At 66.3% G+C, this 14,772-nt stretch carries 15 protein-coding genes; 8 read left to right on the top strand and 7 right to left on the bottom strand.

Annotation, left to right across the window (positions count from 1 at the left end):
• Positions 1-28: 28 nt before the first annotated feature.
• A complete protein-coding gene (gene fghA / locus AC3RCG_RS11795) occupies positions 29-895 on the top strand; it encodes an S-formylglutathione hydrolase (protein ID WP_070311465.1) in 867 nt (288 codons plus the stop codon).
• A 9-nt stretch (positions 896-904) separates the two neighbouring features.
• Here the strand turns inward: fghA and AC3RCG_RS11790 are convergent, their stop codons facing one another.
• The 4 genes from AC3RCG_RS11790 to AC3RCG_RS11775 all read right to left on the bottom strand — a co-directional run bounded on the left by AC3RCG_RS11790 (position 905) and on the right by AC3RCG_RS11775 (position 5,833).
• Positions 905-1,570 (bottom strand): dienelactone hydrolase family protein, encoded by a 666-nt coding sequence (locus AC3RCG_RS11790; protein WP_070218228.1) that lies wholly within the window; start codon positions 1,568-1,570, stop codon positions 905-907.
• A 161-nt stretch (positions 1,571-1,731) separates the two neighbouring features.
• Positions 1,732-4,050, bottom strand: coding sequence for a xanthine dehydrogenase family protein molybdopterin-binding subunit (locus AC3RCG_RS11785; protein WP_492403911.1), 2,319 nt, complete (start codon positions 4,048-4,050; stop codon positions 1,732-1,734).
• On the bottom strand, positions 4,043-4,510 hold the full coding sequence (locus tag AC3RCG_RS11780) for a (2Fe-2S)-binding protein (protein WP_070218230.1): 468 nt from the start codon (positions 4,508-4,510) through the stop codon (positions 4,043-4,045). Before AC3RCG_RS11780 ends, AC3RCG_RS11785 begins: the two co-directional genes overlap by 8 nt.
• Positions 4,511-4,534: 24 nt before the next feature.
• Positions 4,535-5,833 carry a cytochrome c gene (locus tag AC3RCG_RS11775; RefSeq protein WP_070311467.1) on the bottom strand — a complete coding sequence of 433 codons (1,299 nt, stop codon included), beginning with the start codon at positions 5,831-5,833 and terminating at the stop codon, positions 4,535-4,537.
• A 194-nt stretch (positions 5,834-6,027) separates the two neighbouring features.
• Between AC3RCG_RS11775 and AC3RCG_RS11770 the strand changes: the two genes are divergently transcribed.
• From AC3RCG_RS11770 to AC3RCG_RS11740, 7 genes are all read left to right on the top strand, one after another.
• The gene (locus AC3RCG_RS11770; protein ID WP_070218232.1) at positions 6,028-7,680 is read left to right on the top strand and encodes a Na+/H+ antiporter; all 1,653 of its coding nucleotides are present in this window, start codon (positions 6,028-6,030) and stop codon (positions 7,678-7,680) included.
• 193 nt (positions 7,681-7,873) lie between these two features.
• Positions 7,874-8,455, top strand: coding sequence for a regulatory sequestration protein YfiR (gene yfiR, locus AC3RCG_RS11765; RefSeq protein WP_492403914.1), 582 nt, complete (start codon positions 7,874-7,876; stop codon positions 8,453-8,455).
• Between the two features lie 8 nt (positions 8,456-8,463).
• Positions 8,464-9,723: a diguanylate cyclase DgcN/YfiN gene (dgcN, locus tag AC3RCG_RS11760; protein WP_492403916.1), complete on the top strand. Its 1,260-nt coding sequence runs from the start codon at positions 8,464-8,466 to the stop codon at positions 9,721-9,723.
• Positions 9,724-9,739: 16 nt separating this feature from the next.
• Complete coding sequence (gene yfiB, locus AC3RCG_RS11755) at positions 9,740-10,243, top strand: outer membrane lipoprotein YfiB (RefSeq protein WP_083287130.1); 504 nt, start codon at positions 9,740-9,742, stop codon at positions 10,241-10,243.
• Between the two features lie 2 nt (positions 10,244-10,245).
• On the top strand, positions 10,246-10,746 hold the full coding sequence (locus AC3RCG_RS11750) for a gluconokinase (protein ID WP_492403918.1): 501 nt from the start codon (positions 10,246-10,248) through the stop codon (positions 10,744-10,746).
• A 71-nt stretch (positions 10,747-10,817) separates the two neighbouring features.
• Positions 10,818-11,135 carry a DUF3144 domain-containing protein gene (locus AC3RCG_RS11745; protein WP_034782889.1) on the top strand — a complete coding sequence of 106 codons (318 nt, stop codon included), beginning with the start codon at positions 10,818-10,820 and terminating at the stop codon, positions 11,133-11,135.
• The gene (locus AC3RCG_RS11740; protein WP_492403921.1) at positions 11,135-12,076 is read left to right on the top strand and encodes an acyl-CoA desaturase; all 942 of its coding nucleotides are present in this window, start codon (positions 11,135-11,137) and stop codon (positions 12,074-12,076) included. The genes AC3RCG_RS11745 and AC3RCG_RS11740 overlap by 1 nt, the downstream gene beginning before the upstream one ends.
• 34 nt (positions 12,077-12,110) lie before the next feature.
• Here AC3RCG_RS11740 and AC3RCG_RS11735 read toward each other — a convergent pair whose 3' ends face one another.
• The 3 genes from AC3RCG_RS11735 to AC3RCG_RS11725 form a co-directional block, all read right to left on the bottom strand.
• On the bottom strand, positions 12,111-12,653 hold the full coding sequence (locus tag AC3RCG_RS11735; protein WP_492403923.1) for a gamma carbonic anhydrase family protein: 543 nt from the start codon (positions 12,651-12,653) through the stop codon (positions 12,111-12,113).
• 32 nt (positions 12,654-12,685) lie between these two features.
• Positions 12,686-13,417 carry a CPBP family intramembrane glutamic endopeptidase gene (locus tag AC3RCG_RS11730; protein WP_492403925.1) on the bottom strand — a complete coding sequence of 244 codons (732 nt, stop codon included), beginning with the start codon at positions 13,415-13,417 and terminating at the stop codon, positions 12,686-12,688.
• Between the two features lie 85 nt (positions 13,418-13,502).
• The gene (locus AC3RCG_RS11725) at positions 13,503-14,681 is read right to left on the bottom strand and encodes a benzoate/H(+) symporter BenE family transporter (RefSeq protein ID WP_492404027.1); all 1,179 of its coding nucleotides are present in this window, start codon (positions 14,679-14,681) and stop codon (positions 13,503-13,505) included.
• Positions 14,682-14,772: the final 91 nt, after the last annotated feature.

The raw sequence follows: 14,772 nt of genomic DNA, 5'->3' as shown, positions 1-14,772 counted from the left end.
TATACTGTGCAATTAACGAGGAGAATTCATGCTGGAACTGTTGAGTGAACACGCCTGTTTTGGCGGCGTACAACGCTTTTATCGCCACGACGCGCAAGCCATCGGCTTGCCCATGCGTTTCTCGGCCTTCATTCCCGACATGGCGCCAGGCAGCGCCGTCACCACCAAACGCCCCGCCCTGTTTTACCTGGCGGGCCTGACCTGCACGGAAGAAACGTTCATGATCAAGGGCGGCGCGCAGCGCGTGGCGGCCGAGGAAGGCTTGATCCTGATCGCGCCCGATACCAGCCCCCGTGGCGCCAACATCGCGGGCGAGAGCGAATCCTGGGATTTCGGCGCGGGCGCCGGCTTTTACGTGGACGCCACCGAGGCGCCCTGGAGCCGCCACTACCGCATGTACAGCTACATCCTGGAATTGCGCGCGCTGCTGGAACAGGAACTGGCGATCGATGCGCAACGCACGGGCATTTTCGGCCATTCGATGGGCGGCCACGGCGCGCTGGTGCTGGCCCTGCGCAACCCGGACCTGTTCCGCTCCGTCTCCGCCTTCGCCCCCATCGCCGCGCCGAGCCAGTGTCCTTGGGGCAAAAAGGCATTCACGGGCTACCTGGGCGGCGACGCGGCCCGCTGGCAGCCGTACGACGCCAGCGCGCTGATGCGCGGGCTGCAGGGCCGGCCGCCTCTGTTCCCCGAAGGCATCTTGATCGACCAGGGCCTGGCCGACAAGTTTTTGCCCGAGCAACTGTTCCCCGAGGTGTTCGAAGCGGCATGCCGCGACGCCGGCCAGCCCTTGCGGCTGCGCCGCCATGCCGGCTACGACCACGGCTATTACTTCATCGCCAGTTTCATGGAAGAGCACGTGCGCTTCCATGCGCGCACGCTGCGCGCCGCCTGATCTGCCGCCTTACTGCGCCGTGCTGGTATGCCCGTTGAAATGGCGCGTGTACCAGTCCGTGGCCAGCAGGGCCGCCTGGTGGCGCGTGTCGGGGCCGCCAGGGGCGGCGATCTGTTCCAGCTGCTTGTCGCAGCGCAAGGTGGCAAACGCCATGCGGTTCAGGCCGGCCACGTCGGGGTCGCGCCCGCCCACGATCAGCAACGATGGCACGCGCACGTTTTCCAGCGCCGCCTTGCCCGCCATTTCCACCTGGCCATCGCAGACGGCCAGCGCGGCGATCTCCGCGCTGCGCCAGGCCGCCAGCTGCATCACGACGGCGGCGCTGGTGCCATAGCCATACAGGCCGCAGGGCAAGCGTCGGGTGGACGGGTCGATTTGCAGCCAGCTCAGGGCTTTTTCCAGCTGGCGCGCCAGCAGCACGATATCGCTGCGCACGAAGTAGGCGTGGCCATTGCTGCCGCCGCCAGGCTCGATACCGCCCTGATCGAAGCGCAAGGTGGCGATGCCCGCTCGCAAAAAATCCTGGGAAGTGGCGTGGCTGGAGGCGCCCAGATAGTCGCTATCGGCGCCCGCGCCGTGGGCAAACAGGACGATGCCCACAGGCCGCTCGGGCATTTCAAGCACGCCGTCCATTTGAAGTTCATCGGCCGTGATGCTGACAAATTGTTCTTGCATGGCTGCCTCCGCTATCGAGCTGAAATCAAGCTGCTATTGCACAGATTTTGCGCTGATCTTGCCGGAACGGGCACCGCCTGCGCGCCCTGAGCGGCAAGCCCCAGTGTACCAGCCTGCGTCCGTTCGCGCGCGGCGCACGTCAAATTTGCCCTGCGCCCGCATCAGACGGCGCCGTACCGGTCCAATCCCTTCAGCACGGCTTCCGGACGGATCGGCAAATGCCGCACGCGCGAGGCCACGGCGGCGAAGATGGCGTTGCCGATCGCGGGCGCCACGGCCGTCGTGGGCGGCTCGCCCATGCCCGTCGACGTTGCCGTGCTGGCCACGAATTCGATGTCGAGCTCGGGCACGTCGGCCATGCGCAACGGCGTGTAAGTGTTCAGGTTGGTATCCTTCACTTCGCCATTGAGAAAAGCCGTGCCTTCATGCAAGGCCATGCTCACGCCCCACAAAGCGCCCCCTTCCGCCTGCGCCAGCGCGCCATCGGGATCGACGATGCTGCCCGCGTCGATCACCATGAACAGCTTTTCGACTTTCACCATGCAAGTGCTGCGGTCCACTTTCACCCGGGCAACGCAGGCCGTCCAGGTGGGCATGTCGCGTTCCTGGCCGAACGTGGCGGCGATGCCCAGGCCCGTGTCGGGCGGCATGGCCGTGCCCCAGCCCGCCTTGTCCGCCACCCGCCGCAGCACGTGGGCCAGGCGCGCGGCGCCGCCGACGGCATTCGGCGCGCTGCCCGCATTGCGCCCCGTCGCCTGCAGCAAGGACAAACGAAACGCCAGCGGGTCGACCTTGGCCGCCTGCGCCGCCTCGTCCATGAAACTTTCCACTGCCCAATTCGTCCAGCCCGGCCCCACGGAGCGCAACCAGCCGGGGCGGAAACTGCTGTTGGCCAGGTCGTTCGACACGGCCCGCACGCGCTGCGCGCCCACCGCATACCAGTGGTCGGCGCCGGCGATGGCGAACGGGTCGTACGGATGGCCCTGCTTATCCTTGGCCAGCAAGGCGGGGATCATCGCTTGCGTGGGCCAGCCTGCGCTGGCCTCGTGCACCATCGCCGACACCTTGCCGGCCTCGTCGAACGCCATGCGCACGTGCTGCACGGACGGCGAACGGGGCGAATCGAAACGGGCATCGTCGGCCCGCGTGCAGATCATCTTGACGGGCCGCCCCACGGCTTGCGCCGCCAGCGCGGCCGGCACGCAATAATCGCCGTTCAGGCGCCGGCCGAAGCCGCCGCCAAGCAGATAGGTATGCAGCATGACCTTGCTCTCCGGCACCTTCAACGCCTGCGCCAGCACGGGCAGGATCAACGATTGCCACTGGTTGCCCGCATGGATATGCCAGACGCCGTCGACTTCCTGCGCCAGCGCGTTCACGGGTTCCAGCTGGAAATGCAGCACGGTGCTGGTCGTGTAATGGCGTTCCAGTTGCAGGCTGGCATCCTTGAACGCTTGCTCCACGCCATCATCGTCGACCACGCGGGCGCCCAGGCTGGCGTCGGCCAACTGCTTGCCCGCATAGCTGATGATATCCTGCTCCGACACGTGGGCCGCCGCGCCGGCCCGCCATTTCACCTGCACCAGGTCGGCCGCGCGCATGGCGGCCGCATACGTTTCGGCCACCACCATGACCCAGCCGGGCACCGTGCCGCTGGGGTCCTGCAGCGCCACGCTGCGCAGATAGCCGTTCACTTTCTTTGCCGCCGAGTCGTCGATGGAGACCACCCTGGCACCGTAGCGCGTGGGCGGGATCTTCGGACGCGCGTACAGCATGCCCTCCACCTGCGCATCGATGCCGTACACGGCCGTGCCATTGATTTTCGCGGGGATATCGAGCGCCTGCACCTGCTGGCCGATCAGCCTGCGCTGCTGCGGCGTTTTCAGCACGATGGCTTTCAGTTGCTCGGGCGTGTACTGGCGCGCCAGCTTGCCACGGCGCACGATGTCGCCATAGCTGATCGAGCGTCCCCGGCCATGCACGACTCCCAGCCGGGCGTGGCAGGCGGACACGGGCACACGCAGCAGGCGCGCGCCCTCCTCGACCAGCGCGAGGCGCCCGGCCGCGCCGGCTCGGCTGAGCGGATCGAAGTTCTGCCAGACGGACCAGCTGCCGCCCGTCACCATCAAGCCCCATTTCGGGTCCGTGTCCACGTAATGCAGGCGTACCTTGCTCCAGTCCGCTTCCAGTTCTTCGGCAACGATGCGCGCCAGGGCCGTGCCGATGTGCTGGCCCATTTCCGCCTTGGCGATATTGACGGTGACGATGCCGTCCCGGCCGATCTGGAACCAGATGCTGGGATCGAACTCGGGCGCGGTGGACTTTGTCGGCGGCGCGGGCGCCGCCTTGCCGGCGGCCGATGAGCTGTCCGCGCGCAGGAAGGCCAGGGTAAACCCAGTGCCGGCGGCGGCGATCAGGAAGCCGCGCCGGCCCGGCGAAGGAGCACGGGCCCCTGAATTTTCTTTCGGCAACTTAAACACCGGGCGCCTCCTGCATGCCGGCCGCCAGCTTGATCGCCTTGCGGATGCGTACATACGCCATGCAGCGGCACAGGTTGCCGCTCATGACGGCATCGATATTCGCATCGGTCGGCTGCGGATAGTCTTTCAACAAGGTAGCCGCCTGCATGATCTGGCCCGACTGGCAATAGCCGCACTGGGGCGCCTGCGTGGCAAGCCACGCCCGCTGCAGCGGATGCGTGCCGTCCGGCGAAAGGCCTTCGATGGTGGTGATGGCACAACCGGCCACGGCGGCAATCGGCGTGATGCACGAGCGCATGGCGCGCCCATCGACGTGCACGGTGCAGGCGCCGCACATGCCGATGCCGCAGCCAAACTTCGTGCCTTTTAAATGGGCTTCGTCGCGCAGTACCCACAGCAGCGGTGTTTCGGCGTCGGCCTCGGTGCCGAAGGGCTGGCCATTGACGGTAATGTTATACATAAATATTTAAGACACTTTCAAGTATCACTTGCCGGCGCGCGCGCGTGCCACGGCCGCTTCCAGGTTCGTCCAGGCCGGCTGGTGGCTGCGGCTGCGGCGCAGATAGGCGGCCAGGTTGGCCACGTCGTTGTCCGTCAGCGAGGCGGCAAAGCCCGGCATCAGCACGCCGGACATGGCTTCGTCCTTGCCGATGCCATGCAATATCACCTGGATCAGGTTGGCGGGATCGGGCGCGCTGACGGCGCTGTTCAGGCTCAGTTCCGGGCGCAAGGCCGCGGGTTTTCCATCGCTGTTCGAATGGCACGACGCGCAGGCGGCCACGTACAGGCTGGCGCCACGGTCGTTGTCGACCAGGCTGACGCGCTGCGAGCGTTCGATGCCGGCTTTCACCACGGCCTCCGCATCCACCTTGCGCTGCTCGGCCCCGGCCACGCCGGCAAAATACACGGACAAGGCACGGATATCGCTGTCGGGCGACGCGCCCATGCCTTCGTGCACGACGGCCGACATGGGACCTGCCGCCACGCCGTGCAAGGCCGTCGCCCCCGTGCGCAAAAAGGCGTACAGCTCGTCCTGCGTCCACGGCAAGGGCGCCGTGTTGGCGCTGGTCAAGGCCGGCGCATACCAGTGGTCGATGGACGCGCCCAGATAGGCCGAACCGGCAAGCTCGGCGCCCAGCGCATTGCGCGGCGTGTGACAGGCGGCGCAATGGGCGAGACCCTCGGCCAGATAGCGGCCCCGGTTCCAGTCCAGCCCTTGCGCGGGGTCCAGTCGATAGCTGGTCGGCTTGAAAAACAGCAGCTTCCAGCCCGCCTGCAAGGGGCGCAGGTTCAAGGGGAACGGCACGCTGTTGGCGGGCGCCGCCGCGTACACGGGCGGGCGCGTCATGAAATACGCGTACAGGGCCGTCAGGTCGGCGTCCGAAACGAGGTTGAAATGGGTGTACGGAAAGACGGGATACAAATGCGCGCCATCGCGGCCCACGCCTTCGCGCATGGCGCGCTGGAAGGCGGCCAGCGACCAGCGGCCGATGCCCGTCTGCCTGTCGGGCGTGATATTCGTCGCATAGATCGTGCCGAACGGCGTGGCCAGGCCGTGCCCGCCCGCGTACTCGGCGCCGCCCCTGGCCGTATGGCAGGCGGCGCAATTGCCCATGCCGGCCAGGATGCGGCCCCGCTCCACCACTTGCGGGGAAAAAGCCGTGGCGGCGGGCGGATCGATGGGCGCCAGCGCGGGGCGCCAGTAATACAGGTAGGCGGCCAGCGCCGCGACGATGAGCAATGCCAGCGACAGCAGCAGGCCGGTGAGGATTTTCTTGAGCAAAACAGGAACCAATGAAAAGTAAAGGCCAGGGTAAAAGCAAGGCGCACGGACCGCCAGCCAATGGCGGCCGCAACAAGGCCACGGTGACAATCTTACCGCGATTGTGACTTGTTGTATGTACGCAATGACACGGAGGTCGTGCCGCAGGCGGGCTGCGCCTTATAATCAGCGTTTCAGCACGCCGCCGCTTCTTCATGCATACCGTTACCATCATCCTCATCCTCGTGTTGACCGTCGTCCTGTGCGGCTTTCTCGCCCGCTCGCGCTGGGTCAAGCTGCCGCTGCCGCTGATCCAGATCGCCGGCGGTACGGGATTGGCCCTGTTTGGCGTGCAAGTGCCGCTCGATCCCGACATCTTCTTCCTGCTCTTCATTCCGCCGCTGCTGTTTCTCGATGGCTGGCGCATTCCCAAGGGCGCCTTCTTTTCCGACGCGCGCTCGATCCTGATGCTGGCCATCGGCCTGGTGCTGTTTACCGTGCTGGGCATGGGTTTCTTTATCGACTGGCTGATCCCCAGCGTGCCGCTGGCCGTCGCCTTCGCGCTCGGTGCCATCCTGTCGCCGACGGACCCCGTGGCCGTCTCGGCCATCGCGGCAGGCAATCCCATCCCGCCGCGCCTAATGCACATCCTCGAAGGCGAATCCTTGCTCAATGACGCTTCGGGCCTGGTCTGCTTCACGTTTGCCGTGGGCGCCATGATGACGGGCGGCTTTTCCATCGGCGCCGCCTCGCTGAGTTTCCTGCAGGAAGCGGGCGGCGGCATCGTCATCGGCCTGGGCATCTCCTGGGGCGTGGGCCTGGCGAATAAATGGCTGGTGAGCAAGGTTGGCGAAGAGCCTGGCCTGCAAATCCTCATCAGCATCCTGATCCCGTTCGCCGCCTACCTGGGCGCCGAGCAAATCCACGGCTCCGGCATCCTGGCCGCCGCCACGGCGGGCGTGTCCATGCATTATGCCGACCTGATCGGCCGTCCGCTGGCCGCCACGCGCACCCAGCGCAAGGCCGTCTGGGATACCGTGCAACTGGTCTTGAATGGCGTGATCTTCGTCATGCTGGGCGCGCAACTGCCCGCCACCGTGGCCGGCTTGCCGGCCGCATCGGCCGAAATCGGCGCCGGCAGCGCCTGGAAACTACCGCTGTTCGTCATCGCCATCACGGTAGGGCTGACCTTCATGCGCTTCCTCTGGGTCTTCATCTCGATGAAACTGACCCTGTTCAAGCACCACAAGAAGGTGGCGGGCGAGCCGAAGGACGCGGCGCTGCTGGCGCGCCCCAGCCTGCGATTGCTGCTGGTGGCGTCGTTCGCGGGCGTGCGCGGCGCGCTGACCCTGGCCGGCATACTGACCCTGCCCTTGTTCCTGCCCGACGGCACGCGCTTTCCCGCGCGCGACCTCGTCATCTTCCTGGCCATGGGCGTGATTTTGCTGTCGCTGCTGCTGGCCAGCGTCACCCTGCCCCTGCTGACCAAGGGCCTCGTATTCGCGCCGCCCGCGCGCCGTTCGACGGAAGAGCGCAATGCCCGCGCCGCCGCCGCTGAAGCGGCCATCGCGCGGCTGGAAAAAGTGTGCGAAGGCATCGACAAGAATGACAAGCAGCAAGTCGTCACGGAGGCGGCCAACCGCCTGATCGAAGCCTACCGGCGCCGCCTCGCCTATGGCGAAAGCAGCAACGACGAGGCGATGCGCTTGCAGGAACTGGCCAAGGCCGAACGGGCGCTGCGCCTGGAAGCGCTCAATGCCGAGCGCGACGAGCTGTTCCGCCGCCGTATCTCGGGCGAACTGGACGACACCATCCATTTGCGCCTGCTGCGCGAAATCGACTTGCTGGAAGCGACACTGGAAGAATAGCAACACTTTAGCGCGCCACGGCAGTGTTGATAAGTAATTCTCATGGTAAAGAATGCAAGTTTTCACATTCGTGTTTATAATGCAAGGTTTATGGCGTCATGCCGTGATTTACTTTCAACACGGACTTCCGTAGAGTCTGTGTTGCTGAGTAACTATTTGAATAGCCACCGACCTGCATAAAGACACCGACGCCGTGCCCTCCTCCCCCCGCCACCGGCAGCGCTCCGCGCCGTCCGTCCTGCCCGCTGTCGTGCTGCTGGCCGCGCTGCTCGCCTGCGCTGCGCTGGCGCCGTGCGCGGCGTGGGCGCAAGCGGGCGCGGCGGCCGACGCCAGGCGTCCGGCCGAAGTGGCCCAGGTCCTGTTTGGCATCATCAGTTATGTGCGCTGGCCCGTGGCGCGCCAGGAAGTGCGCGTGTGCATGCTCGGTGCGCCCCACTACGGCGCGGCCATCGTCGACACGCCAGCCTCCAGCCTGGGCCAGCGCATCCGCGTGAAAATCCCCGCGCTGGCAAGCGCCGCGAGCGAATGCGACGTCGTCTACCTGGGCAGCCTGCCCGAGGGCGAACGCGAGCATCTGCTGACGCAGATCATCGGCAAGCCGATTTTATCGGTCGCCGAACCGGGCACGGCCTGCACTGTGGGCACCATGTTCTGCCTGCGCCTGGCCGAGGGGCAGATCGGCTTTGACGTCAACCTCGACGCCATCGCCCGCAGCGGTCTGCGCGTGCATCCGAACGCCTTGCAAATTGCACGTCGCAAGGGACCGCCGCCATGAGCGCCCGCATGAGCAACAAGCCTGCCCGCAAGCCCCGCCCCACGCTCGACAGCGTGCTGCGGCGCGCCCACCTGAGCGTGTCGCTGATCGCCGTGCTGGCGGCCGGCCTGACCCTGACGGCCGTGGCGCTGCTGGCCCTGCGCGTGTATTCGGACCAGAACCTGCGCCTGGTGGCCCGTTCGATGAGCTATACGGTGGAAGGGGCCGTCGTCTTTGGCGACTCCTTCGCCGCCAGGGAAGCGCTGGCCCTGATCGGCGTCAATGAAGATATCGACCAGGCGCAGGTGAGCGACCAGGCCGGCAAGGTGCTGGCCCGCTGGGAACGGGGCGAGCACGGCACGCGCTACTACATCGAACGCGCGCTGACGGGCTGGATGCTGCCCGATTCGCTGACCTTCCCCATCACGCGCAACGAACAGGCGATCGGCAGCATCAGACTGGTACCGCACAGCCGCAGCCTGCTGCCCTTCCTGCTCAGCGGCCTGACCTGCCTGCTCGCTTGCCTGGTGCTGAGCCTGGTCGTCGCCGTGCGCCTGTCGCGCAGCATGGAAACGGAGATCACGTCGCCGCTGCGCCACCTGGCGGAAACGGCCCACCGCGTGCGGCGCGACCGCTCGTTCGAACTGCGCGTGCCGCCCGCCAATATTGCCGAGCTGAACCAGATCAATGACGACTTCAACGCCCTGCTCGACGAACTGGAAGCGTGGCAAAGCCACCTGCAGAAGGAACACGCTTCGCTGTCGCACCGCGCCAACCACGACAGCCTGACGGGCCTGTCGAACCGCGCCTTCATGGAAGCGGAACTGGAACGCGCCATCCTCGAAGCGCGGGTCGGCAATGGCAAGGTGGCCGTGCTGTTCCTCGACAGCGACCGGTTCAAGTACATCAACGACACCTTCGGCCATGCCTCGGGCGACCGCGTGCTGGTGACGATCGCCGCGCGCATCAAGCAGCAATTGCGCGAGGGCGACCTGGTGGCGCGCCTGGGCGGCGACGAATTCGCCATCGTGCTCAAGCCGCTGCGCAACAGCAGCGACGCCATGCACATCGCCGACAACATCATCGCCGCCATGGCGCAAGCCATTGAACTGCCCACCGGCAACAGCATCGTCAGCTCGCTGACGATCGGCGTGGCCGTCTTCCCCGATCACGCCATCGACGCCATCTCGCTGGTCGGCGCGGCCGACGAAGCCATGTACCGCGCGAAGCAGGCGCAGCGCGGCACGCGCCAGGTGGCGCGCCTGCCGCAACCCCATATTCACCCCTGAACCAAGGAGCAACACCATGCAATTCATCTACAAGCAATTACGCCGCGGCTTACTCGGCCTGTTCATGCTGGGCCTGCTGGCCGCCTGCCAAAGCACGCCCGAGACCAAGCCGCTGTTCAGCCCCGAGCAAGTCGCCACCCTGAAGGAGCAAGGCTTCAACCAGACCGACGAAGGCTGGGAACTGAGCTTTACCGACAAGCTGCTGTTCGAATTCGACGCCGCCAAGCTGACGCCGCCGAGCCGCATGGCCATCCAGAAAATCAGTGCCGCCCTGCTGAAAGTGGGCATCACGCACATGCGCGTGGAAGGCCATACGGACAACGAAGGCACGGAAGCGTACAACAACAAGCTGTCGCTGGCGCGCGCCAACGTGGTGGCCGACGCCATGAGCGCATCGGGCATTCCACGCGATAACATCAGCGTCAAGGGCCTGGGCATGAGCAAACCGGTGGCCTCGAATGCCAGCAAGACGGGCAAGGCGGAAAACCGCCGCGTCACCGTCATCGTCTCGGCCCCTTGACCATGGGCGTGCCCGCCGTGCGCTGGGTCGTGATGGGTGTGTCCGGCTGCGGCAAGAGCGCCGTCGGCAGCCTGCTGGCCGACGCCTTGCACGTGCCCTACGTGGAAGGCGACGACGTGCATTCTCCGGAAAACGTGGCCAAGATGGCCGCCGGCATCGCGCTCGACGATGCCGACCGGGCCGGCTGGCTGGCCGCCCTGCGCGACCGGATCGCCACGGCCCGCGCGCAAGGCAGCGGCCTCGTCGTCTCCTGCTCGGCCCTGAAGCGCGCCTACCGCGACGTGCTGCGCGAAGGCGATCCTGCCCTGCGCTTTGCCCACCTGGACGGCCCGCGCGCCGTGCTGGAAAGCCGCTTGCAGCGCCCCGGCCATTTCATGCCGGCCAGCCTGCTCGACAGCCAGCTGGCCACCCTGCAGCCGCTGCTGCCGGACGAAGCCGGCATGGTGCTCGACATCCGCCAGCCGCTGGCCGTGCTGGTCGCACAGATCCTGCAAGCGCCCTGACAGGCAGCCGCGCGGCTGGACAGCCCGCGCCCCCCTGTGTAGACTGGCGCGCACTTTCATGAGGGATTTCTATGAGCACACCAACGACAAAACCAGCACCGGGCCCGGAATTCTGGGAACGCGCCGACCAGGTCATCGCCCTGGCCAATGAACAATGCATGCACAGCGGCGGCAATGAAGTGGCCACCTCGCTGCTGTACGCGGCCGCCCGCTTCAACGCCTTCCTCGTCGCCAGCAAGAGCAACGACGTGGCCAAGATGCAGGAAGAGAAGGAAGGCGCCGTGGCCTTCTTCACGGAACAGTACAAGCGCATGCTGACCGACAACTTCAACGACTACATCACCAACTTCGACAAGTACACGCAACCGTCGTCGGCCCCCAAGGGCTGATGTCCGCAGCCAGCCTGGACGGCCACCGCGCCCGCGCCACCCATGCCGGCAGCGTACTGGACGGCACGGTGCGCTATGCACCAGTGCAATCGCTGTGGCTGCTAGTCATGCTGGCCGGCGCCGTGACGGGCGCCCTGTGCTTCTTCAGCTGGGCCGGCCTGCTGCTGTTCGCGGCCGGCACGGCCGTCGTCCTGCTGTTCGGCCACTCGCTGGGCAGCCACCGCAAGCTGATCCACAACAGCTTTGCATGCCCGCCATGGCTGGAATATGTACTCGTCTACCTGGGCGTGCTGGTGGGCCTCAGCGGCCCGCTGGGCCTGCTGCGCCAGCACGAGCTGCGCGACTATGCGCAGCGCCTGCCCGCTTGCCATCCCTATCTGCGCCACGGCGCCGGCTTCTGGCGTGATGCCTGGTGGCAATTATTCTGCCGCCTGGAACTCGACCACCCGCCCCACATCGCCATCGAGCCGCGCATCGCGCTCGACCGCTTTTACCGTTTCCTGGAAAGAAGCTGGATGCTGCAGCAATTGCCGTGGGCCGTGCTGTTCTATGCCTGGGGCGGCTGGGGCTTCGTCTGCTGGGGTGTCTGCGCGCGGGTCAGCGCCGGCGTGCTCGGCCATTGGCTGATCGGCTACTTCGCCCACAACCATGGGCACATGCACTTTCATGTCGACGGCGCCGCCGTACAAGGCAGGAATATCCGCCTGACGTCGCTGCTGACCATGGGCGAATGCTGGCACAACAACCATCATGCGTATCCGGGCTCAGCCAGGCTGGGCCTGCTGCCGGGCGAATGGGACCCGGGCTGGTGGATGCTGCTGCTCTTGCGGCGCCTGGGCCTCGTGTCAGGCCTGCGCCTGCCGCACGACCTGGCGCCGCGGCCGGAACTGCGCCGCCTTGATGGCGCTGGCGGTCAGGCGTCGCCGCCGCCGGCCAGATAATTGTTCTTGACGCGCACATAATGCTGGCTGGCGGTCAGGCGTCGCCGCCGCCGGCCAGATAATTGTTCTTGACGCGCACATAATGCTCGGCCGAATAGCGCAGGTAGGCGATCTCCGCCTCGGTCAGTGCGCGCACCTTGGCGGCGGGCCGGCCCACATACAGATGGCCGCTTTCCAGCACCTTGCCCGGCGACACCAGGCTGCCAGCGCCCAGCATCACGTGCTTTTCCACCACCACGTCATCCATGACGATGCTGCCCATGCCGATCAGGCATTCGTCGCCAATCGTGCAGCCGTGCAGAATCACGGAATGGCCGATGGTCACGTATTTGCCGATGGTCAAGGGCGAGCCATCGGGCTTGGCCGCATTCCTGTGCGACACATGGCCCATGGAAAAGTCCTGGATATTGCTGCCCTCGCCGATGACGATGCGGTTGACGTCGCCGCGCAGCACGCTGTTGCACCAGATGGAACAGTCGTCGCCGATCTGCACATCGCCAATCACTTGCGCCGTGTCATGCAGGTAGACTCTTTCGCCCAGCACGGGGCGGGTATTCAGGTAGGAACTGACAGGCATCGCTTTCTCGCTTTTCATTAATTAGTAGACATTCACACCCAGCCGGCCGCCAGCGCAAAAATCGCCAGGCCATGGGCCAGCGATGCGCCCAACAAGCCGGCACGGCAATATACCAGCCCCGCCACCACGCCTTCGATCACGGTGAACACGAGGATGGGCGCGCCCACCTGCGTGACGGTGGTGGCGAGAAAGGCGTGGCACAGGCCGAACAGCATGCCCGACACCAGCGCCGTGCGCCAGGCGGGCAGCCAGGCGCGCAATTGCTGCTGCAGCAAGCCGCGGAACAGCAATTCCTCATAACAGTTGGCCGCCAGCGCAAAACCCAGCAGCAAGGGCAGCGTGGATGGCGCGACGGGCGGCAAGGACGGCAAGCCGAACGCGGCTTTCAAGCCCATCGCCAGCGCAACGATCACGCACGCGCCCGCCACGGCGAGCAGCACGGACAGGGCTGGCCGCATGCCCAGCCAGCGGATCTGGCCGCGCGCCTCGCTTTCCAGCCAACAAGTACTTGCCACCAGCCCCAGTGACATGGCGCCCAGCGCCAGCAAGACCGGCGGCGGCGCCGTGAAACGCAAGCCGCCCGCCGCCACCTGCCAGTAACCGTGCGCCGTCATCGCGTCGCGCGCCAGCACGAAAAACAGAATATGCACGAGCACGCGCAGCAGCGGTACCGTCCGGGGAATGGCCAGCAGCAAGGCGGCGCAGACGAGGAAGGCGGGCGTGATCGCCAGCAGATACTGCGCCAGGGAAGTCAGGTCGTCCATCGTTCACATCGGGAAAAGTACGGTGCCAACGGGCACGGGCGCAGCAATTGTATGCGCCGGCTGGCAACATGGGCAACCTGTCTTGCTATGCCGCCTTGCGCCAGCCATGCATCAGCCCATGCGCCGCCAGCCCCGCCGCCAGTCCCCACAGGGCGCCGCCCACGCCCAGCAGGGTCACGTTCGCGGCCGTGGCCAGGAAAGTAATCAGGGCCGTTTCGCGCATGCGCGCGTCCGCCATCGCCTGCGCCAGGCTGTTGCCGATGGCGCCCAGCAGGGCCAGGCCCGCCAGCGCCGTGATGAAGGGGCGCGGCAAGACCATGAACAGGCTGGCCAGGGTCACGCCAAAGATGCCCACGAGGATGTACAGCACGCCGCACGCCAGGCCCGCCACATAGCGCTTCGACGGGTCCGCATGGGCATCCTTGCCCATGCAGATGGCGGCCGTGATGGCGGCCACATTGAAGGCGTGCGCGCCGAACGGCGCCATGAGCAGCGAACCGAGGCCCGTCACCGTCAAAATCGGATTGGCGCTGACGGCGTAGCCGTCATTGCGCAGCACCAGCATGCCGGGCATGTATTGCCCCGTCAGCGTAATCAGGAACAGCGGCAGCGCCACGCCCAGCAGCGACGCCACGGAAAAGCGCGGCATCTCGAACACGGGTGCGGCCAGGGCCAGTTCGATGCCTTGCGCATCGATGCGCCCCTGCGCCAGCAGCAGGGCCAGGCCGATCAGCATGATGCCCACCACGGCAAAACGTGCCGTGAAACGGCGCAGCACGGCGTACGACAGCAGCAATACGACGACCAGCACCGGGTCGGCGCTGGCGCCGCCAAACGCGTTGACGCCAAACTGCAGCAAGATGCCGGCCAGCAATCCCGCCGCGATGCCGCCCGGTATCAGCCGCACCAGGCGCTCGAAGGCGCCGGACATGCCCAGCAAAATGAAGGCGATGGCGGACACGATATAGGCGCCGATCACCTCGGCATACGGCGTATGCGGCATGACGGTGGCCAGGAAAGCCACGCCGGGCGTGGACCAGGCCGTGATGATGGGAGCGCGGTAGCGGTAGCTGAGCCAGATGCCCGTCACGCCCACGCCGATGCTCAGCGACCAGACCCAGGACGCCGTCTGCGCAGCGCTCAGCTGGGCCAGCTGGGCGGCCTGGAACACCAGCACGAAGGTGCCGCCATAGTTGACGAGGACGGAGATGAAGGCCGCCATGGCGGGGGACGCCAGGTCGCGCCAGCGCGTCCGGTCGGCCATCGCGGTGGTGGTGGTGGTTGCTGTCATGTGTATGCCCCTGCCATTGAAAGGGAGCATCTTAATGGTCACATGGACTGCTCAGGCAGGCCAA

It is taken from the genome of Janthinobacterium sp. GW823-FHT01H08, assembly GCF_058797855.1.
This window is presented reverse-complemented; position numbering and strand designations above follow the sequence as displayed.

Coding starts and splice junctions, on each gene's coding strand:
- yfiB (WP_083287130.1), top strand. CDS start 9,740: ATGCAATTCATCTACAAGCAATTACGCCGCGGCTTACTCGGCCTGTTC.
- AC3RCG_RS11725 (WP_492404027.1), bottom strand. CDS start 14,681: ATGGCCGACCGGACGCGCTGGCGCGACCTGGCGTCCCCCGCCATGGCG.
- dgcN (WP_492403916.1), top strand. CDS start 8,464: ATGAGCAACAAGCCTGCCCGCAAGCCCCGCCCCACGCTCGACAGCGTG.
- fghA (WP_070311465.1), top strand. CDS start 29: ATGCTGGAACTGTTGAGTGAACACGCCTGTTTTGGCGGCGTACAACGC.
- AC3RCG_RS11780 (WP_070218230.1), bottom strand. CDS start 4,510: ATGTATAACATTACCGTCAATGGCCAGCCCTTCGGCACCGAGGCCGAC.
- AC3RCG_RS11770 (WP_070218232.1), top strand. CDS start 6,028: ATGCATACCGTTACCATCATCCTCATCCTCGTGTTGACCGTCGTCCTG.
- AC3RCG_RS11750 (WP_492403918.1), top strand. CDS start 10,246: ATGGGCGTGCCCGCCGTGCGCTGGGTCGTGATGGGTGTGTCCGGCTGC.
- AC3RCG_RS11735 (WP_492403923.1), bottom strand. CDS start 12,653: ATGCCTGTCAGTTCCTACCTGAATACCCGCCCCGTGCTGGGCGAAAGA.
- AC3RCG_RS11745 (WP_034782889.1), top strand. CDS start 10,818: ATGAGCACACCAACGACAAAACCAGCACCGGGCCCGGAATTCTGGGAA.
- AC3RCG_RS11790 (WP_070218228.1), bottom strand. CDS start 1,570: ATGCAAGAACAATTTGTCAGCATCACGGCCGATGAACTTCAAATGGAC.
- AC3RCG_RS11740 (WP_492403921.1), top strand. CDS start 11,135: ATGTCCGCAGCCAGCCTGGACGGCCACCGCGCCCGCGCCACCCATGCC.
- AC3RCG_RS11730 (WP_492403925.1), bottom strand. CDS start 13,417: ATGGACGACCTGACTTCCCTGGCGCAGTATCTGCTGGCGATCACGCCC.